17 protein-coding genes are annotated in these 18,052 nt (G+C 61.8%); 11 read left to right on the top strand and 6 right to left on the bottom strand.

What is annotated here, in order from left to right; genetic code table 11:
- Positions 1 to 5 precede the first annotated feature (5 nt).
- The 3 genes from BBF94_RS06040 to BBF94_RS06030 form a co-directional block, all read right to left on the bottom strand.
- Positions 6 to 2,849 carry a class I adenylate cyclase gene (locus BBF94_RS06040; RefSeq protein WP_065258139.1) on the bottom strand — a complete coding sequence of 948 codons (2,844 nt, stop codon included), beginning with the start codon at positions 2,847 to 2,849 and terminating at the stop codon, positions 6 to 8.
- Positions 2,850 to 3,042: 193 nt separating this feature from the next.
- Positions 3,043 to 3,288 (bottom strand): TIGR02647 family protein, encoded by a 246-nt coding sequence (locus tag BBF94_RS06035; protein ID WP_065258138.1) that lies wholly within the window; start codon positions 3,286 to 3,288, stop codon positions 3,043 to 3,045.
- Between the two features lie 193 nt (positions 3,289 to 3,481).
- Entirely contained in the window at positions 3,482 to 3,766 is a 285-nt protein-coding gene (locus tag BBF94_RS06030; RefSeq protein WP_065258137.1) for a hypothetical protein, read from the bottom strand.
- Positions 3,767 to 3,889: 123 nt separating this feature from the next.
- Here BBF94_RS06030 and BBF94_RS06025 point away from each other — a divergent pair, with 123 nt between their 5' ends.
- Positions 3,890 to 4,549: a glutathione S-transferase family protein gene (locus BBF94_RS06025; protein WP_065258136.1), complete on the top strand. Its 660-nt coding sequence runs from the start codon at positions 3,890 to 3,892 to the stop codon at positions 4,547 to 4,549.
- Positions 4,550 to 4,672: 123 nt separating this feature from the next.
- On the opposite strand, the gene argH is transcribed toward BBF94_RS06025, so the two are convergent.
- The gene (gene argH, locus BBF94_RS06020; protein WP_065258135.1) at positions 4,673 to 6,067 is read right to left on the bottom strand and encodes an argininosuccinate lyase; all 1,395 of its coding nucleotides are present in this window, start codon (positions 6,065 to 6,067) and stop codon (positions 4,673 to 4,675) included.
- 471 nt (positions 6,068 to 6,538) lie between these two features.
- Here argH and BBF94_RS06015 point away from each other — a divergent pair, with 471 nt between their 5' ends.
- The 7 genes from BBF94_RS06015 to BBF94_RS05985 all read left to right on the top strand — a co-directional run bounded on the left by BBF94_RS06015 (position 6,539) and on the right by BBF94_RS05985 (position 12,932).
- Positions 6,539 to 7,285: a LytR/AlgR family response regulator transcription factor gene (locus tag BBF94_RS06015; RefSeq protein WP_065258134.1), complete on the top strand. Its 747-nt coding sequence runs from the start codon at positions 6,539 to 6,541 to the stop codon at positions 7,283 to 7,285.
- 138 nt (positions 7,286 to 7,423) lie between these two features.
- Complete coding sequence (gene hemC, locus BBF94_RS06010) at positions 7,424 to 8,365, top strand: hydroxymethylbilane synthase (protein WP_065258133.1); 942 nt, start codon at positions 7,424 to 7,426, stop codon at positions 8,363 to 8,365.
- A complete protein-coding gene (locus tag BBF94_RS06005) occupies positions 8,362 to 9,129 on the top strand; it encodes a uroporphyrinogen-III synthase (protein WP_065258132.1) in 768 nt (255 codons plus the stop codon). The genes hemC and BBF94_RS06005 overlap by 4 nt, the downstream gene beginning before the upstream one ends.
- Before the next feature lie 16 nt (positions 9,130 to 9,145).
- Positions 9,146 to 10,285: a uroporphyrinogen-III C-methyltransferase gene (locus BBF94_RS06000; RefSeq protein WP_065258131.1), complete on the top strand. Its 1,140-nt coding sequence runs from the start codon at positions 9,146 to 9,148 to the stop codon at positions 10,283 to 10,285.
- Positions 10,282 to 11,520 (top strand): heme biosynthesis protein HemY, encoded by a 1,239-nt coding sequence (locus tag BBF94_RS05995; RefSeq protein WP_065258130.1) that lies wholly within the window; start codon positions 10,282 to 10,284, stop codon positions 11,518 to 11,520. The genes BBF94_RS06000 and BBF94_RS05995 overlap by 4 nt, the downstream gene beginning before the upstream one ends.
- A gap of 217 nt (positions 11,521 to 11,737) precedes the next feature.
- Positions 11,738 to 12,289, top strand: coding sequence for a disulfide bond formation protein B (locus BBF94_RS05990; RefSeq protein ID WP_065258129.1), 552 nt, complete (start codon positions 11,738 to 11,740; stop codon positions 12,287 to 12,289).
- Between the two features lie 184 nt (positions 12,290 to 12,473).
- Positions 12,474 to 12,932: an Rsd/AlgQ family anti-sigma factor gene (locus BBF94_RS05985; protein WP_065258239.1), complete on the top strand. Its 459-nt coding sequence runs from the start codon at positions 12,474 to 12,476 to the stop codon at positions 12,930 to 12,932.
- A 60-nt stretch (positions 12,933 to 12,992) separates the two neighbouring features.
- Here the strand turns inward: BBF94_RS05985 and BBF94_RS05980 are convergent, their stop codons facing one another.
- Positions 12,993 to 13,658, bottom strand: coding sequence for an FKBP-type peptidyl-prolyl cis-trans isomerase (locus BBF94_RS05980; protein ID WP_065258128.1), 666 nt, complete (start codon positions 13,656 to 13,658; stop codon positions 12,993 to 12,995).
- Positions 13,659 to 13,850: 192 nt separating this feature from the next.
- Between BBF94_RS05980 and BBF94_RS05975 the strand changes: the two genes are divergently transcribed.
- Entirely contained in the window at positions 13,851 to 14,975 is a 1,125-nt protein-coding gene (locus tag BBF94_RS05975; protein WP_065258127.1) for an AlgP family protein, read from the top strand.
- Here the strand turns inward: BBF94_RS05975 and BBF94_RS05970 are convergent.
- Positions 14,972 to 15,433 carry a TIGR02444 family protein gene (locus BBF94_RS05970; RefSeq protein ID WP_065258126.1) on the bottom strand — a complete coding sequence of 154 codons (462 nt, stop codon included), beginning with the start codon at positions 15,431 to 15,433 and terminating at the stop codon, positions 14,972 to 14,974. The two genes, BBF94_RS05975 and BBF94_RS05970, sit on opposite strands and share 4 nt — an antisense overlap.
- Before the next feature lie 50 nt (positions 15,434 to 15,483).
- On the opposite strand from BBF94_RS05970, the gene BBF94_RS05965 reads away from it, so the two are divergent.
- A complete protein-coding gene (locus BBF94_RS05965; RefSeq protein WP_065258125.1) occupies positions 15,484 to 17,394 on the top strand; it encodes an ATP-binding cassette domain-containing protein in 1,911 nt (636 codons plus the stop codon).
- Positions 17,394 to 17,975 (top strand): mechanosensitive ion channel family protein, encoded by a 582-nt coding sequence (locus BBF94_RS05960; protein WP_065258124.1) that lies wholly within the window; start codon positions 17,394 to 17,396, stop codon positions 17,973 to 17,975. The genes BBF94_RS05965 and BBF94_RS05960 overlap by 1 nt, the downstream gene beginning before the upstream one ends.
- Positions 17,976 to 18,052: the final 77 nt, after the last annotated feature.

Raw genomic sequence — 18,052 nt, 5'->3', positions numbered from 1 at the left:
CTGCCTCAGACCTGCTCGAGCGCCTCGTTCAGGGCGCGTTCCAGGTCGGCCTTGTAACGCAGATACAGATTGCTCGAACTCTGCCCGTCACCGATCACACCCGACAGGTCCAGGTCGGTGATGTAGCAGCGGTAGCGCTCGGTTTCCCGACGCTGGCCGACGATTTCCCGGGCGACCACGCTGAACAGCTGGTCGCCATGTTCCAGTTCGCAGAATTCTCGCTGATTGCAGTACAACGTGACCTGCACCTCGCCAGGTGCGGCCTTGCCGACGATCGCCTGCACGTCGTAGAACGGTTTGTCGGCCGGCGTCTGTGGCGGCGGACGCATTTCGACCCGACGCGCACGTCCCGGGCCTGACGGCAGTAACTGGTAATACAGGATTTCAAGGCCGGCGGCATGGCCTGAATCCATCGGCAGCAGCGCTTCGCGCCGGAACTGGATCGATTGCAGGAACCGCTGCAAGGGCACCAGCAGGCTTTGCTCGTCGTGGTACGGCAAGTGTTGTTGCCACAACGCATTGAATTCGTCGAGCACATACAGCTCGGCCGTCTGTTCGGTGATCCGGTAGAACACTTGAATGCATTCGGGTTGGCCCATCGGCAGGACGAGCGCGAGGTCGTGGTCTTCCAGCGCCATCGGATCCAGATGCAAGGGGCTGTAGCGCGGTTGCTCCTCGCCCAGGTAATCGAGCAGCGCGGGCAGGGTGGCGAGGGCGACATGGCTGACCTGGCCCGGCACCAGTTCCAGCACGTGGTAATGCTGTTGCACCTGAATCAGGTAGCGGTGATTCAGGTCGCTGAGCAGCAGGTTCTGCGCGGTATCGACGATCTCTTCCACCCGGCGGGCGATGAACTGCGCGCGGTTGTGGCAGAAACAACGCACTCGAAGCGACGGCTGTTGCGGTCCGCGCGGCAGGTTGTTGAGGTAGTCGCGCAGGCAGTCGAGCAGCGCATGCGGGCCGTCGAAGCGGTTGACCAGCACTTCGTTCCAGCTGTTGAGCGTGACCTGATCCAGCGTCAGTACGAGGTTTTCGCGCACGCCGGCATAGCTCAGCGAATCCGTGCGCTCGGTGGTCATCAGAATGTTCAGGTCGCGATGGTGCTTGAGCGGATCGACCCCGACATTCACCAGCATCAGCACTTCGCTCGGCACGCTGGCGCGCAGCAACGCTTCTTCGGCGACGGTCGGCAAGGGCAGGGCGATGCTCTGTTGCAGGCTGCCGAGCAGATTGAACAGCTCGAATTCGCTCAGATCACTGGTGCCCGGATGCAGGGCCAGTCGGGTGCTGCTGTCGATCACGCCGTTGCGGTGGCACCAGGTCAGCAGCTCCAGCAGATGGCGGCAGCGCTTGATCGGCGCGAAGTGTTCCCACTCCAGCGCCGTCAGGCTGCCGTTGTACAGGCCCCACTGGGTTTGCCCGTGTTCCTTTTTGTTCGGTGACTGCACCAGGGTCAGGGTGTCTTCGGCCAGGTCCGGGGCGATGCCGGGGTTGATGAACTCGACCTTGTCGGCCTTGCGTTCGAACGCGGCGTACAGGCGCCGGCCGAGAACGTTGAGATCGCGCTTGTTGATCAGGCTGACGGTCTGTTCGGAGCGGGCGAACTGGGTCAGGAAGCGATAGCTGTAGTTAAGCTCGTTGACCAGAGCCCGGCGCTCGGTGCCGACCTGGCGCACTTTCCATTGGCTGCGGCTGTCGAGCAAAGCCAGTTGCCGCTGGTCCCAGTGCCATTCGCCGGCCAGTCTTTCCAGCAGCGAGCGTTGCCAGCTCTGGGTGCGACTGTTTCCGGTGAGCTTGCGGTTGACCTTCAGATACAGCGCCCGTCGCACCAGTTCCAGCCGTTCCGGTTCGTTGCGGGCGGTGAGGTATTCCTCGATCCGACGGTAAATCACCATGTACGGATCCAGTTCGTCGAGGTCGAGTCTGTTGGCAAATACCGCCGCTTTGAAGCGCAGGCTCAGGCACTGAACTTGTGGATGCTCGCTGGCATAGACCTCGATCAGCAACAGCTTGAGCACCGACTTGTAAGGCGATTCGATGCCCTTGAACAACTGCCAGAGACCGGCACCGACGAACTCGCCGGGCGGAATGTGCGCCAGAGGTCCCAGATCGAGGGTTTCATCGTTACGGATGAAACGTTTCGAGATCAGCGTGTGGGTGTACTGGTCGTACGTCCGCTCTTCGTAGACCGGCACCAGCCACCAGATCGGCGTACGTCCGGCCAGCCAGATCGCAGTGCGGTAGAACTCGTCCAGCAGCAGGTAATGCTGGGTGGTGCCGCAATCTTCGGAGCTGAGCCGGGTATCACGCTCGCCCTTGACGAAACGCACCGGGTCGATCAGGAAGAAATGCGCCTCCGCGCCCTGACTCGCTGCCCAGGCTTCGAGCAGCTGGCATTTCTTGCGCAGTTCGGCGAGTTCGCTGTCGCTCAGGTCGGGTGCGTGGCAGACCCACACGTCCATGTCGCTCTGGTCGGCCTGGGCGAGGGTGCCGAGGCTGCCCATCAGGAACAGGCCGTGAATCGGTCGTGGCGGGTTGCTGCCGTGGCGCGGTTTGTAGGAGAACGAGCGGGTCAGCCGCTGGGCTTCGGCGAGTGCATCGGCATCCGGCTCGTAATTCGACAGTCCGGCGGGCGTGCTGCCCGAGACATAGCCGGGCAACAGCGGATGATTGACGTGAAAAAACAGTGGCAGCAAGGTCAGCACGCTTTGCTGGCGTGTCGACAGACCTTCCCGCGCCCGGTTCAGGCGGCCATCGTTGAGTTTCAGAAAGCGTGCGCGCAGCTGGCTGAGTACCTTGCGGTCGATTCCCTCGTCCAGGTCGGGGCGGATTTCATGGGTGCGGGTCATGTCGGCTCAAACCGGCTCGAAGGGCACGGAGGCAGGGGTCACGGAATGCGAGGGAGTTTAGCGCCTGTGCAGCGCGAGCATTAAGCTGAATTTGTTTTTTGACGCCAGATTTCCACCGCGCGACGCCGACGGTGGCTCAAGCCGGCCCGCGGAAAACCCTTGGCAGAGGTTTCCGTGGGCAAAGTGGGGAAAATCAGGCGGTTTGTTGCTCTTTGAGAATTGTCAGTACGGTTTGCACGTTCTGCGCGGCATCGCGACCGAGGCTGGTCAGATAACCGCCATCAGGCTGGTCGGTCAGTTCTTTTTCGTAGAGGCGTTTGGCAGCAGCGATATGTTTCGGGGCAGCGGTCTGATGGATTTTCAGACCTTCCTGGGAACTGTCCAGGTTGAAGAGTGCGAGGACTTCCAGTTCGGCAACCAACTCAGGGGTAAGCGACATAAGGACTCCAGACTTTCTAGGAATTGAACGACAGCGCCCCTAAGGTGAACCTGCCGGCGCGGCCTGTCCAGTGTGCGCCAGGGTTTTTGTCCCGGGGGTGGATTCCAGTGTAGTCAGGGGCCGGGAGAAGGCCGGTTGGAAGGGTGACAAATTGTGTGGGAGCGGGGACGGCTCCCACGGCCGGGGTATGCGGTTACGGCTTTTCCGGCGGCAATTCAGGCAGGGCGCGAAGGGCGGCTTCGTACCATTCGGTATTGAACGCGCGGTCTTCGTCAAGCATGGCGTCGATTTCGTACGCCAGCACGTGGGCCATCATGTTCAGGATGTCTTCACGCTCGTAACCGACCAGGGTCAGTTTGTTGAACGTCGCCTTGGCCGCGGGCGGGTTGTCGCTTTCGATCTGGTTTTCGATGGCTTCGATCAACGTGCTCTCGGTGAACGCTTCGTCGTCGTTATCGATGTCTGTCGGCTCGCTCATGGCAGGCTCCTCAAGGAAAGGCGTCAGTTTACCCGCATTCAGCGGCGTGATGCTGCTGGCGGGATTCCCCGGAGCGATCTATAAACAGGCACTGCCCACCCCGCACGGCCTGGAGGCTATGTGATGTTCAAGCTTTACGGATTCTCAGTCAGCAATTACTACAACATGGTCAAACTGGCGCTTATGGAAAAGGGGCTGCCGTTCGAGGAAGTCACCTTCTACCCGACGTCCACGCCGGAGTCTCTGGCCATCAGCCCGCGTGGCAAGGTGCCGGTGCTGGGCGCCGAAGGGGGCTACATCAATGAAACGATGGTGATGCTCGAATACCTTGAAACCACCCAGAAGGGTGTTCCGCTGCTGCCGACCGAACCGTTCGCCCGGGCGCAGGTGCTGGCGGTAGCCAAGGAAATCGAGCTGTATATCGAATTGCCGGCCCGTGCCTGTTATGGCGAAGCGTTTTTCGGCGCGGTGCTGCCGGAGGCGATCAAGGAAAAAACCAAGGCTGAATTGTTGTTGGGGTTCGCAGCACTGGGCCGTCATGGCAAGTTCGCCCCGTATGTGGCGGGCGACAGCCTGAGCATCGCGGATCTGTACTTCCTCTACAGCGTGCCGCTGGCGGTCGCGGTGGGGCACAAGCTGTTCGGTCTGGATCTGCTGGCGGACATGCCGGAGGCCAAGGCGTTGCTGGAGCGACTTGAACAGAATCCGCATGTGCAGAAGATTGCAGCGGACAAGGAAGCGGCGATGCCTGCGTTTTTGGCGATGATCGCAGCGAAGAAGTAATTATTGCTGTTCTGAGGGCCGCATTCGCGAGCAAGCTCGCTCCCACAAGGCTTTGTGTGAATCACGATTGTGTGTTCTACGCAAAACCTGTGGGAGCGAGCTTGCTCGCGATGCTTTTGGCTTTCAGCGGCTGGCGATCAACGCCTGACCGCGAGCAACAGCAGCCTTGACCTGCGCCGGCGCGGTGCCGCCGATGTGATCACGGGCATTCACCGAGCCTTCCAGGGTCAGCACGGCAAACACGTCCTGTTCGATCTGGTCGCTGAACCGACGCAGTTCTTCCAGGCTCATTTCGGCCAGATCCTTGCCGGTATCGACGCCGTACTTCACCGCGTGGCCGACGATCTCGTGGCAGTCACGGAACGGCAGGCCACGGCGAACCAGGTAGTCGGCAAGGTCCGTGGCGGTGGAGAAGCCGCGCAGCGCCGCTTCACGCATGATTGCTTGTTTCGGTTTGATCGCGGGGATCATGTCGGCAAACGCACGCAGCGAGTCGCGCAGGGTATCGGCGGCGTCGAACAGCGGTTCCTTGTCTTCCTGGTTGTCCTTGTTGTAGGCCAGCGGCTGGCCTTTCATCAAGGTCAGCAGGCCCGTCAGTGCGCCGAACACCCGGCCGGTCTTGCCGCGTACCAGTTCCGGCACGTCGGGGTTTTTCTTTTGCGGCATGATCGAGCTGCCGGTGCAGAAACGGTCCGGCAGATCGATGAACTGGAACTGCGCGCTGGTCCACAGCACCAGCTCTTCGGAAAAGCGCGACAGGTGCATCATCGCGATGCTGGCGGCCGAGCAGAATTCGATGGCGAAATCACGATCGGAGACGTTGTCCAGCGAGTTGCCGCCGACGGCGTCGAAGCCCAGCAGTTGTGCGGTGTATTCCCGGTCGATCGGGTAGGTGGTGCCGGCCAGTGCGGCGCTGCCCAGCGGCATGCGGTTGGTGCGCTTGCGGCAATCGACCAGACGTTCGTAGTCGCGGCTGAGCATTTCGAACCAGGCCAGCATGTGGTGCCCGAAGGTCACGGGCTGGGCGGTCTGCAGGTGAGTGAAGCCCGGCATGATGCTCGCGGCTTCACGCTCGGCCTGTTCCAGCAGGCCTTTTTGCAGGCGGGTGATCTCGGCCAGGATCAGGTCGATCTCGTCACGCAGCCACAGGCGGATGTCGGTGGCAACCTGGTCGTTGCGACTGCGGCCGGTGTGCAGCTTCTTGCCGGTGATGCCGATGCGGTCGGTCAGGCGTGCCTCGATGTTCATGTGCACGTCTTCGAGGTCCACGCGCCAGTCGAACTGGCCGGCTTCGATTTCGCCCTGGATGGTCTTCAGGCCATCGATGATGCTGTCGCGCTCGGCATCCGTCAGCACGCCGACTTTGGCCAGCATGGTGGCATGGGCGATCGAGCCCATGATGTCGTGGCGATACAGGCGCTGGTCGAAAGTGACGGAGGCGGTGAAGCGGGCGACGAAGGCGTCGACGGGTTCACTGAAGCGGCCGCCCCAGGACTGATTGGTCTTGTCAGTGCTCATGAATTCGCTCGTATCGGCTTGAAGAAAGAAGGCGTGAAACGCTGGCGCGGATAATAACAGGGTTGCCAATCCTGTCGCTGACACTGGTCGATACGTTTTTTTCTCATCTCTGCGTTCATAGTCTCCGCCGGTTCCGGGGGATTTGCGCAAGGATATTTTCCGATTGAGCAATATCGGCCCGGCGAGCGTCTACAGTTGGACTAAGGGTCGGCGCGACTGTGGAACGTGCAAAGGTTCAGCCGCCGACTATAAGAAGAGAGGGGTGGGTGTTTTGACCATCGGCATACCCTGCGTAAAACGCAGACAGCAGCGAGCCTTGAGTGGCGCGTCCCGGGTATCGACAAATATTGCCGGCCGACGTACGGCACTTTTTGGCGCTCGCGCTAGTCTTAGCGTGGATCGCGGTGACGGACGTCACTCCACTTGTCTACGCTATCCTTGTGCGAGACTCACGCAGGAATCCAGCGCAATATGAATGTCCTGATCGTTGATGACGAACCACTGGCCCGCGAGCGCCTCGCCCGAATGGTGAGCGAGCTCGAGGGCTACACAGTCCTGGAGCCCAGCGCCACCAATGGCGAAGAGGCGTTGGCACTGATCGACAGCCACAAGCCGGATATCGTGCTGCTCGATATCCGCATGCCGGGCCTCGATGGCCTGCAGGTCGCTGCCCGCCTGTGCGAACGCGAAACGCCACCCGCCGTGGTGTTCTGCTCCGGTATCGATGAATTTCCCTTGGAGGCCCTGCAGGCCAGCGCCGTGGGCCATGTGGTGAAACCCGTGCGAACCGAACATCTGCAGGAAGCCCTGAAAAAGGCCGAACGTCCGAATCGGGCTCAGTTGTCGGCCCTGACCCGCCCTGCCGCGGAAAGCGGCAATGGTCCACGCAGTCATATCAGCGCCCGCACTCGCAAGGGTATCGAACTGATCCCGCTGGATCAGGTGGTGTATTTCATTGCCGACCACAAATACGTGACCTTGCGCCATGAAAGCGGTGAAGTCCTGCTGGACGAGCCGCTCAAGGCGCTGGAAGACGAGTTCGGCGAGCGCTTCGTGCGAATCCACCGCAATGCACTGGTCGCCCGCGACCGGATAGAACGGCTGCAACGCACACCCCTTGGCCACTTCCAGTTGTTCCTCAAGGGCCTGAACGGTGACGCGCTGATCGTCAGCCGCCGCCATGTGGCGGGCGTGCGCAAAATGATGCAAGGGCTTTAATCCGCAGGCTGCGGGTGGTTCTTCGTGCTTTTCACCAGGCATTGCCGGCCAGGGAGGGCGTGCCGTTTCTGATTCAGGTCAAAGTGGATTTGGCTGAGCTGTTATCATCCGCCGTATCTTTTCAGTACGGATTGATCCATGTCCTCTCGCGAAATCCGCATCGCCACCCGCAAAAGTGCACTGGCCCTCTGGCAGGCCGAATACGTCAAAGCCCGTCTGGAAGCGGCCCATCCGGGATTGCTGGTGACGCTGGTGCCGATGGTTAGTCGCGGCGACAAGCTGCTCGATTCCCCTCTGTCGAAAATCGGTGGCAAGGGACTGTTCGTCAAGGAGCTGGAAACCGCGCTGCTGGAAAACGAAGCCGACATCGCCGTCCATTCGATGAAGGACGTGCCGATGGACTTCCCCGAAGGTCTCGGCCTGTTCTGCATCTGCGAGCGCGAAGACCCGCGTGACGCCTTTGTTTCCAATACCTTTTCAAGCTTGGATGCATTGCCCGCCGGCAGTATCGTCGGCACTTCCAGCCTGCGTCGTCAGGCGCAATTGCTGACGCGCCGTCCCGATCTGGAAATCCGCTTCTTGCGCGGCAACGTCAATACCCGCCTGGCCAAGCTCGATGCCGGCGAGTACGACGCGATCATCCTCGCGGCGGCCGGCCTGATCCGTCTGGGATTCGAAGACCGCATCACCTCGGCGATCAGTGTCGACGACAGCCTGCCGGCCGGTGGCCAAGGCGCCGTCGGTATCGAATGTCGCAGTGCCGATACCGAAATCCATGCCTTGCTCGCCCCTTTGCATCACGCCGATACCGCTGACCGTGTGAGCGCCGAGCGTGCCCTCAACAAACACTTGAATGGCGGTTGCCAGGTGCCGATCGCCTGCTACGCCGTGCTTGAGGGCGAGCAATTGTGGCTGCGTGGCCTGGTCGGAGAGCCGAGCGGCGGCAAGCTGCTGGGCGCTGAAGCCCGGGCGCCGCGCTCTGACGCTGAAGCGCTGGGCGTGCAGGTTGCCGAAGATCTGCTTCGCCAGGGGGCCGACGATATTCTCAAGGCAGTCTATGGCGAGGCAGGCCACGAGTGACCAGCTGGCGCCTGCTGCTGACCCGCCCCGCCGACGATTGCGAGGCGCTGGCCGAAGTGCTGGCCGGTCAGGGGATTTTCAGCAGTTGCCTGCCGCTTTTGGAAATCGCCCCTCTGCCGGTCTCTGACACAATGCGCCGGACATTTTCCGGATTGTCGTGTTACAGCGCGGTGATCGTCGTCAGCAAGCCGGCTGCGCGCCTCGCCGTGCAACTGCTTGACGTCGATGGGGCGTCGCTGCCGACTCTGCCCTGGTTCAGTGTCGGTGCGGCGACAGCGCAGATACTCCGGGAACGGAACCTCGATGCACATTGCCCGGACAAGGGCGATGACAGCGAAGCCTTGCTGCAATTGCCCCGTCTGCTCGAGGCCGTTGCACGGCCCGGCGCACAGGTATTGATCCTGCGCGGGGAGGGCGGTCGCGAGCTGCTGGCCGAGCGCCTGCGCGCGCTTGGTGCTAGTGTCGAGTATCTGGAGTTGTACCGCCGTGACCTGCCGGACTATCCGCCGCAGGAACTGCCCCGACGGATTACGGCGGAACGCCTGAACGGGCTGGTGGTCAGCAGTGGACAGGGTTTTGAGCACCTGCGCCAATTGGCCGGCGATACCTGGCCGGCGCTTGCGCAGATGCCATTGTTTGTTCCAAGCCCAAGGGTCGCCGAGCAGGCACGTGCCGCCGGGGCCCGAACAGTTGTGGATTGTCGCGGCGCCAGTGCCGCGGCTTTGCTGACGGCGTTACGGGAGCACCCCGTGCCCGTTCTCTAATGCAAAGGATGGATACGTGAGCGAAACAGCCTTGCCTAAAGATGACGTTCAACCTGTGATCGATGCACCGGTTGATGCACCGCCACCGGTCGCCGAGCCGCGCCGAGGCAACGGATTGGCCATTGTCGCACTGCTGCTGGGCGCCGCCGGTGTTGCGGTGGGTGGCTGGGGTGTCTGGCAGGTGAAGCACCTGCAAGCCAATACCCAGGAGCAATTGAGTCAGGTGCAAGCGTTGAATGATCAGGCCCAGAACCTGAAGCTCAACGAGCAGCGTCTGACCGAGCGTCTGGCACAATTGCCCGGCGCCGACGAACTCGCCGATCGCCAGCGTCTGGTGACGCAGCTCCAGGGCGATCAGCAGCGCCTCAATCAGCGTCTGGAAACCGTCCTCGGGGCAAGCCGCAAGGACTGGCGTCTGGCCGAGGCCGAGCATCTGCTGCGTCTGGCGAGCCTGCGCCTCTCTGCCTTGCAGGACATCAGCAGCGCTCAGGCACTGGTGCAGGGTGCCGACGATATCCTGAAGGAGCAAAACGATCCGGGTTCGTTTGCCGCGCGTGAGCAAGTGGCGAAAACCCTGGTGGCGTTGCGCAGTACCGAGCAGCCCGATCGTACCGGTCTGTTCCTGAAACTGGGCGCGCTGCGCGATCAGGTCATCGGGCTCACCGAGCTGGCGCCCGAATACAAGGATCGTGGCGATTCGTTGCTGGGCCTGACCGCCGATGGTGACGGTGCCAGTCGCTGGGCGCAGTGGTGGGACCAGATCTCGCGCTACATCCGCATCGATTTCAACGCCGACAAGAACGTACGGCCACTGCTCGCCGGGCAGAGCCTGAGCCAGGTGCGCCTGGCCCTCAGCCTGTCGCTGGAGCAGGCGCAATGGGCGGCGCTCAACGGTCAGGCAGCGGTCTACACCCAGGCCCTGACTGAAGCGCGGGATGTGCTCAAAGGCAACTTCAACCCGGACAATCCGCAGAGCAAAATCATGCTCGAACAGGTGGCGGAGCTGAGCAAGCAACCCGTCACGGTTGTCACTCCGGATCTGGCAGGCACCCTCAGTGCGGTGCAGGCTTATCTGGAGCGTCGCAACGTCAACGCTGAAGACTCGGTGAAGCCCTTCGCCAGACCTGCTGCCACCGCGCAGGAGGCCACACCATGAAACGCCTGTATGTCATCGTGTTTCTGGTCATCGCAGCGACAGCAGCCCTCGGACTGGCGATCGCCGAGCATTCCGGTTACGTGCTGGTGGCTTACAAGAGCTTCCGCTATGAGTCGAGCCTGTGGGCGACCCTGGCTCTGGTCGCGGTGTTGTGGCTACTGATCTGGGGTATCAAGGCACTGGTCGAACTGGTGCTGACTTCCGGTGGCGTGGTCAATCCCTGGTCGCGCCGCAACCGCAGTCGCCGCGTGCAAGTGGCGATCGAGCACGGCCAGCTGGACCTTGTCGAAGGTCGCTGGGCCAGCGCCCAGCGTCATCTCTACCGGGCCGCGGAGGCCGAGCGCCAGCCGTTGCTGTATTACCTCGGTGCCGCCCGTGCCGCCAATGAGCAAGGCAACTACGAAGAATGCGATCGGTTGCTGGAGCGCGCCCTCGAGCGTCAGCCACAGGCCGAGCTGGCCATTGCCTTGAGTCACGCGCAACTGCAGACCGATCGCGGCGATACCGAAGGCGCGCTGGTGACCCTGCAGGCCATGCGCGAGCGTCACCCGCACAATGTCCAGACCCTGCGTCAATTGCAGCGTCTGCATCAACAGCGAGGTGATTGGTCGGCCGTCATCAGGCTGTTGCCCGAACTGCGCAAGGACAAGGTCCTGCCCCCCGCCGAACTGGCCGAGCTGGAGCGTCGCGCCTGGGGCAAGAATCTGTCGCTGGCAGCGCATCGCGAAGAAGATGGCGAGGCTGGCCAGCAGTCGCTCGATCGCGCCTGGCAACAACTGAGCTCGTCGCAACGTCAGGAGCCGCCGCTGGTTCTGGCCTATGCCGAGCAACTGCGTCAGCTGGGTGCTCAGGTCGAAGCCGAGGAAGTGCTGCGCAGCGCCCTCAAGCGCAAGTATGACAGTCATCTTGCGCGGCTTTATGGCCTGGTGCGTGGCAACGATGCGGCGCGTCAATTGCAGACCGCCGAAGGCTGGCTCAAGGATCACCCTGCGGACCCGAGCCTGTTGCTGACCCTCGGTCGCTTGTGTCTGCAAGCCAGTCTTTGGGGCAAGGCGAGGGATTATCTGGAAAGCAGCCTGCGCACCGAGCGCAATCCCGAAGCCTGTGCCGAACTGGCGCGATTGTTGGCTCGACTCGGCGATACCGAGCGCAGCAATCAGTTGTTTCAGGAAGGTCTCGGTCTGCTGGATGAGCGTTTGCTGGCCGCGCCGTTGCCGGCCCAGGCGCATGCCTGAATCAGCGAGGGAGCACGCTCCCTCGCTCGCACTTTCGCCCGAATAGTGATCGCTTTTCCCCTTCCTCGGCAAAGTCCTACATAGGACTACACCCATTCCTCTCATGCCTGTCGGGATTTCCCTACACTTCTGGTGAAGTGTCGTCAGTGGTCCGCCTTGAAAGGCCGAGGCCCTTTACTCTACCGTTACTCACTGTCTTTATTGTTACGGATTAGCCATGTCGGCGACCTGCTCACGCTCCCTGTTTTTTATGGTTTTCACGGCGGGAATCCTGGCGCTGGGAGCTTCCTACTACCTTGAATACACAGTCGGCCTCATGCCGTGCAGTCTGTGTCTGGTGCAGCGACTTTTCCTGAGTGTCCTCATCGCCTGCTGTGCAGTGGCAGCCGTGCACGGACCCAGGCGTTTTGGTCTATCGCTCTACTGGTTCGGTGCACTGTCGGCCAGCCTCGGCGGCACGATGGCCGCGTGGCGTCAGGTACTGCTGCAGAGTGATTCGCTGCATCACATGGCGCAGTGTTCGCCCGGCATCCAGGAGTCGTTCGGCCATCTGCCCTGGCTTTGCGCTCTGCGGCGGATGTTCAATGACAATGAGGACTGCGCGCAATTGTCCTGGACGTTGTTCGATCTGAGCATTCCGGAGTGGAGCCTGCTGTTCTTCGTCGCCATGTCGATCCTGGCGATTTATCAATTGCTGCGGCTGGCCTGGAACGCTCTGCAACGACCGCTCAGCGACGAACCGTCGCATCGGGCGCTGGTCAGGGATTAAACACTTGTATGAACTTTCTCTCCTGCGTACCTTGAAGCCATAGGCGCGCGGGCATAATCTGGCCCGCACGTGTCATTGGATTCGTGTTGCTCGATGACGCCCTGTCTGTCCGCCTCTCAAAGCAACAACCGAAAAGGAGGCGCAGGTGCAGGGCAGCATGACCCACAAGGGAAGAGAGATCGCCATGCTCGAAAGTTGTCAGAATGCTCAGGAACGTTGGGGTGGAGTTCATCTGCTGATCGACCGCTGGCTCCAGGAGCGTGAGGAACTGATCGCTGCCTATGACAAGCTGGGTGCCGAACCTCAATCACTCTCCGAGGATCGCAAACCCTTGCAGGAGTTTTGCGGAGTGTTGGTCGATTACGTGTCGGCCGGGCATTTCGAAATCTACGAACAGCTGACGGGCGAGGCCAAGGCCTTCAACGACAAGCGCGGCCTTGAACTGGCCGAGACGATCTATCCGCGCATCGATGTCATCACGGAAAAACTGCTCGCTTTCAACGACCTGTGTGATGAAGGCAAATGCGTCGCCGAAAAATTCAAGGAGCTGGGTGGGCTGCTCCACGAGCGCTTCGAACTGGAGGACTGCCTGATCGAAGTACTGCATACGGCCCACAAGGAAGAAGATCCGGTTCAGGCCTGAGCCGACCCTGCAAGACACAAGAACGGTGCGCCAACAACGCACCGTTTTTTTATTGGGTGATCAACTGGTCGCGCCGCGCAACTCGACTTCGAACACCAGCGGTGTGAACGGTGCGATCAGGTCGCCGGCACCGTCGGCGCCGTAAGCCTGATCCGATGGAATCACCAGACGCCACTTCGCGCCCACCGGCATGTTTTGCAAGGCGGTGCGCCATCCGGCGATCACACTGTCGAGGTTGAACCACTGTGGTTGAGTGTTCTGGTCGAACACGGTGCCGTCCGGCAGACGACCGATATACAACACCTGCACCTTTCCGTCGGGACCCGCCTTCGCGCCATTGCCGGGTGCCAGTTCGGTCAGCAGGATGCCATCCGCCAGTTCTTTAACACCGGGCCTGGCTTTTTCTGCCGAGAGAAAGCGTCGCTCGTTCTCCATCGCGGCGTCGGTCGAAGGCATGGTCGCCTGCTCGGCCGTCTGCGATTCGTGATCGGCCAGGATCTGCTCGATGCGTGCTTCACTCAGTGCCAGAGGCTTGCCTTGATAAGCCTGCTGCAGGCCTTCGATCAATGCCTGGAGCTGTAGCTGCGGCACTTCCTGGCGCAGTCGCTCACCGAGGCTGGCGCCGAGGCTGTAAGCCAGATCGTGGGCATCGTTCGCCGTGGTTTTTTCGTCAGCCTGAGCCACGGAAAACATCATGCAGAGGGATAAAAAAAGGTAGCGCGACATGGGCACTCTCCGTCCTGAATTGCGGTGGATTATGCCAGCGCGAACGTCTGCAACGGTGAACTGCTTTTGCCAATGCGCAGAAGTTTTTCGCGAGCCTGCAACCGAGTGCTTCCATTACGGTCAACATGCCCTAGCGGCGGTAGCAGCAGAGGTCTAGTATGAGCCGCACTCACGTCAGCCAGGAGGTAAACCATGTCGGCCACCAAGAAGCCTGTAAACACTCCGTTGCATTTACTCCAACAACTCTCGGGCAGCCTGCTCGAGCATCTGGAAAACGCTTGCTCCCAAGCTCTGGCTGATGCTGAAAAACTGCTCGCCAAACTGGAAAAGCAACGCGGCAAGGCGCAAGAGAAACTGCACAAATCCCGCACCAAATTGCAGGACGCGGCAGCAGCCGGCAAAGCCAAGGCGCAGACCAAGGCCAAGGCTGCCGTGAAGGAGCTGGAAGATCTGCTCGATGCGCTGAAGGAACGTCAGTCCGACACCCGCAGCTACATTCTGCAGCTCAAGCGCGATGCCCAGGAAAGCCTGAAACTGGCCCAGGGTGTCGGTCGTGTACAGGAAGCCGTCGGCAAGGCGCTGTCTCTGCGTTCGGCCAAGCCGGCAGCGGCACCTGCGAAAAAAGCGGCTGCCAAACCTGCTGCAAAAGCACCGGCCAAAGCGCCTGCAAAACCAGCCGTTAAAGCCGCTGCCAAACCAGCTGCGAGGAAACCCGCAGCAGCCAGTGCTGCCAAACCTGCAGCTAAAACCACAGCGGCCAAACCCGCTGCCAAACCTGTGGCGAAAACCGCTGCTGCAAAAGCGGCTCCGGCGAGAACTGCCGCTGCCAAACCCGCTGCCAAGCCAGCCACCAAAGTAGCTGCCAAACCGGCAGCAAAACCGACCGTTAAAGCCGCTGCCAAACCAGCCGCCAAAACTGCTGCTGCCAAGCCTGCGGCAAAAGCTGCTGCCAAACCGGTTGCAGCCAAAGCGGCAGTGAAACCAGCGGCCAAACCCGCTGCCAAACCGGCTGCCGCCGCGAAGCCTGCAACGACCGCAGCCAAGCCAGCGACCGCTGCCAAACCGGCCGCCAAGCCAACAGCGAAACCTGCTGCAAAACCTGCGGTGAAAAAACCTGCCGCCGCCAAGCCAGCTGCCGCCAAGCCAGCAGCAAAACCAGCTGCAGCAAAACCGGCCACGACGCCTGCTGCCAAACCTGCCGCACCGGCAACCCCGGCTCCGGCCGCAGCACCGGCATCCGCCGCCACTACCTCGACCACCGCCACCACGCCATCCCCGGCGTCGAGCGTCGCCAGCAACCCGAGCAGCGCTTCCTAAGCGCCGCTCGCCGCGACGCGCAGCACTTGCAGCGCGTCGCGGTTCAGGTTGGCCGCCGGGCCGGCCAGCACCTCCAGCCAGTCACTCGATTCCTTCGAATTACGCTTCCAGCCTTGCGCGGCGCCTTCAAGTCGCGACAGAAGTGCACGCTCCGCTTCCAGCTCCAATCCCTTGATCTGCTCGCGCATGCCCTTGAGCACCGGATCGGTCTCGGCCAGGGTTTTCCACTGCATGCGTAATGTGCGTAACGGTTGCACCACTTCCCGGTCCCAAGGCTCTGTCAGTTCCAGAAGCTGCCGGGCACTCACCTCGTCACACGTCGCATCGCGCTGTTCCAGCCATAAACCACACAGCATCAGGCACACATTGGCTCCCGCCGATTGCAGGCGCAGGCAGGCCTCTTCCACGCCGGGACGGGCGTAGACGGCAAGGGCAAAGCTCCACAGGTCAGAGGACATCGTGCTACTCGCGCCAGTTGCGGACGAAGCTGGTAGACTCCGCCGCCATTATGATCCGACTTCAGAACCTGACTTTACAGCGTGGCCCGCAACGTCTGCTAGAAGACGCCGAGCTGACCCTGCACGCCGGCCATAAAGCCGGCCTCATCGGTGCCAACGGCGCCGGCAAATCCAGCCTGTTCGCCTTGCTCCGTGGTGAGTTGCACCCGGACTCGGGCGACTGCCTGCTGCCGGCCGACTGGCGTATCGCCCACATGCGCCAGGAGGTCGACACCCTCGAACGTCTGGCGGTCGACTACGTGCTCGACGGCGACCTGCGCCTGCGCGAAGTCCAGCGTGACCTGGCTGCCGCCGAAGAGGCTCACGACGGGGCTGCCCTGGCACGTCTGCACGCCGAACTCGACAGCGCCGACGGCTACACCGCCGATGCCCGTGCGCGCAAGCTGCTGGCCGGTCTCGGATTCACCAATGAGCAGATGGATCGTCAGGTAGGAGATTTCTCCGGTGGCTGGCGGATGCGTCTGAACCTTGCGCAGGCATTGATGTGTCCGTCGGACCTGCTGCTACTCGACGAACCGACCAACCACCTGGACCTCGACGCCATCATCTGGCTCGAAGAGTGGCTGAAAAGTTACCCCGGCACCTTGCTGCTGATTTCCCACGACCGGGACTTCCTCGATGAGGTGGTCGATCACGTGGCCCACGTCGATCAGCGCAAGCTGGTGCTCTACCGTGGCGGCTACACCGCGTTCGAGCGCGCCCGTGCCGAGCGCCTGGCCCAGCAGCAACAGGCCTACGAGAAGCAGCAGGCGCAACGTGCGCACATGGAAAGCTACATCGCCCGGTTCAAGGCCCAGGCGACCAAGGCCCGTCAGGCCCAGAGCCGGATCAAGGCACTGGAGCGCATGGAAGAGCTGTCGGCGGCCCATGTCGATTCGCCTTTCGATTTTGTGTTCCGCGAGTCGACCAAGATCTCCAGCCCGCTGATCGATCTGTCCGATGCGCGCCTGGGTTACGGCGAAAAAACCATCCTTGAGAAGGTTCGGCTGCAACTGACCCCCGGCGCGCGGATCGGCTTGCTCGGCCCCAACGGTGCCGGTAAATCGACCCTGATCAAGAACCTTGCCGGTGAACTGTCACCGCTGACCGGGCGCCTGACCCGTGGCGAGAACACTGTGGTCGGCTACTTCGCCCAGCATCAGCTCGATTCGCTGGATGCCAAGGCCAGCCCGTTGCTGCATTTGCAGCGCCTGGCGCCGACCGAACGCGAGCAGACCCTGCGCGACTTCCTCGGCGGTTTCGACTTCCGGGGCGGGCGGATCGACGAACCGGTGCTGAATTTCTCCGGTGGCGAAAAGGCCCGTCTGGCCCTGGCGTTGATCGCCTGGGAACGGCCGAACCTGTTGCTGCTCGACGAACCGACCAACCACCTCGATCTGGAAATGCGCCTGGCTTTGACCATGGCATTGCAGGAGTTCAGTGGCGCGGTGCTGGTGGTTTCCCACGATCGGCATCTGCTCAAGAGCACCACCGACAACTTCTTCCTGGTCGCGGACGGCAAGGTCGAGGAGTTCGACGGCGACCTCGAGGACTACGCACGTTGGCTGGTCGAGTATCGTCAGCGCAACGCCCCGGTCAACAACACGCCGGTCAATCCGGACAAGACTGACAAGAAAGCCCAGCGCCAGGCCGCCGCTGCGTTGCGTCAGCAACTGGCGCCGCACAAGCGCGAAGCCGACAAGCTCGAGGCCGAGCTGGGCAAGCTGCACGAGAAACTGGCCAAGGTCGACGCCAGCCTCGGCGACAGCGATCTCTACGAGCCGGCGCGCAAGAACGAATTGCGCGACCTGCTGGCCGAACAGGCCAGACTGAAAGTCCGCGAAGGCGAACTTGAAGAGGCGTGGATGCAGGCGCTGGAAACCCTGGAAAGCATGCAGGCGGAGCTGGAGGCGCTGTCCTGATGGAGGCGCTCAAGCTGCCGTTGCCGGCAGAGTGGATCGAACCGGTCTGGCTTGGCGTGCAGATTCTCTTGATCCTGCTGGCCGGCTACTTCGCTCAGCGTGTCGTCGCCCGCTTCCTGACCCGTCTGGGAGAAAAGTATCCGCTGCCGCCGCAGTTACTGATGCCGCTGCGTGGGGGCCTGCGCTGGCTGATCATGGGCAGCGCGCTGATCTTCGTGCTGGAGCGCCTCGGTGTTTCTGCCACCGTGCTATGGACCGCGTTGTCCGGTTTCGTCGCCGTCGCGGCGGTGGCGTTCTTCGCCATGTGGAGCGTGCTGTCGAACCTGCTCTGCGCGATTCTGATCTTCACTGTCGGCCCGTTTCGTCTGGGCGATGTGGTGGAGCTGGTGGACACCACCGACAAACCCGGCGTCAAAGGCCGGGTGGTGGCGATCAATCTGCTCTACACCACGCTGATCGAAGCCGAAGAACTCGGCACCGGCAGCGCCATGGTGCAGGTGCCCAACAGCCTGTTCTTCCAGCGTTCGGTAAGGCGCTGGCGTGGGTCGGATGTGTTTCCTTCCAGCGGTTTCGAAAAGTGATCGGGCGCCGGCCGCGTTAGTCGGCGGCCGCAACATCCTGAAAAAAATCGGTAGTCATCCAGCCTGAATCCCATTAG

The organism is Pseudomonas bananamidigenes, assembly GCF_001679645.1.
In the GTDB taxonomy this organism is placed as follows: domain Bacteria; phylum Pseudomonadota; class Gammaproteobacteria; order Pseudomonadales; family Pseudomonadaceae; genus Aquipseudomonas; species Aquipseudomonas bananamidigenes.
The sequence above is the reverse complement of the archived record's forward strand: the minus strand, read 5'-3'. Positions and strand labels throughout refer to the sequence as shown.

Bases quoted from the DNA above. Each gene is read 5' to 3' on its own strand.
- BBF94_RS06040 (WP_065258139.1), bottom strand. From the start codon at position 2,849: ATGACCCGCACCCATGAAATCCGCCCCGACCTGGACGAGGGAATCGAC.
- BBF94_RS06035 (WP_065258138.1), bottom strand. From the start codon at position 3,288: ATGTCGCTTACCCCTGAGTTGGTTGCCGAACTGGAAGTCCTCGCACTC.
- BBF94_RS06030 (WP_065258137.1), bottom strand. From the start codon at position 3,766: ATGAGCGAGCCGACAGACATCGATAACGACGACGAAGCGTTCACCGAG.
- BBF94_RS06025 (WP_065258136.1), top strand. From the start codon at position 3,890: ATGTTCAAGCTTTACGGATTCTCAGTCAGCAATTACTACAACATGGTC.
- argH (WP_065258135.1), bottom strand. From the start codon at position 6,067: ATGAGCACTGACAAGACCAATCAGTCCTGGGGCGGCCGCTTCAGTGAA.
- BBF94_RS06015 (WP_065258134.1), top strand. From the start codon at position 6,539: ATGAATGTCCTGATCGTTGATGACGAACCACTGGCCCGCGAGCGCCTC.
- hemC (WP_065258133.1), top strand. From the start codon at position 7,424: ATGTCCTCTCGCGAAATCCGCATCGCCACCCGCAAAAGTGCACTGGCC.
- BBF94_RS05995 (WP_065258130.1), top strand. From the start codon at position 10,282: ATGAAACGCCTGTATGTCATCGTGTTTCTGGTCATCGCAGCGACAGCA.
- BBF94_RS05990 (WP_065258129.1), top strand. From the start codon at position 11,738: ATGTCGGCGACCTGCTCACGCTCCCTGTTTTTTATGGTTTTCACGGCG.
- BBF94_RS05985 (WP_065258239.1), top strand. From the start codon at position 12,474: ATGCTCGAAAGTTGTCAGAATGCTCAGGAACGTTGGGGTGGAGTTCAT.
- BBF94_RS05980 (WP_065258128.1), bottom strand. From the start codon at position 13,658: ATGTCGCGCTACCTTTTTTTATCCCTCTGCATGATGTTTTCCGTGGCT.
- BBF94_RS05975 (WP_065258127.1), top strand. From the start codon at position 13,851: ATGTCGGCCACCAAGAAGCCTGTAAACACTCCGTTGCATTTACTCCAA.
- BBF94_RS05970 (WP_065258126.1), bottom strand. From the start codon at position 15,433: ATGTCCTCTGACCTGTGGAGCTTTGCCCTTGCCGTCTACGCCCGTCCC.
- BBF94_RS05965 (WP_065258125.1), top strand. From the start codon at position 15,484: ATGATCCGACTTCAGAACCTGACTTTACAGCGTGGCCCGCAACGTCTG.
- BBF94_RS05960 (WP_065258124.1), top strand. From the start codon at position 17,394: ATGGAGGCGCTCAAGCTGCCGTTGCCGGCAGAGTGGATCGAACCGGTC.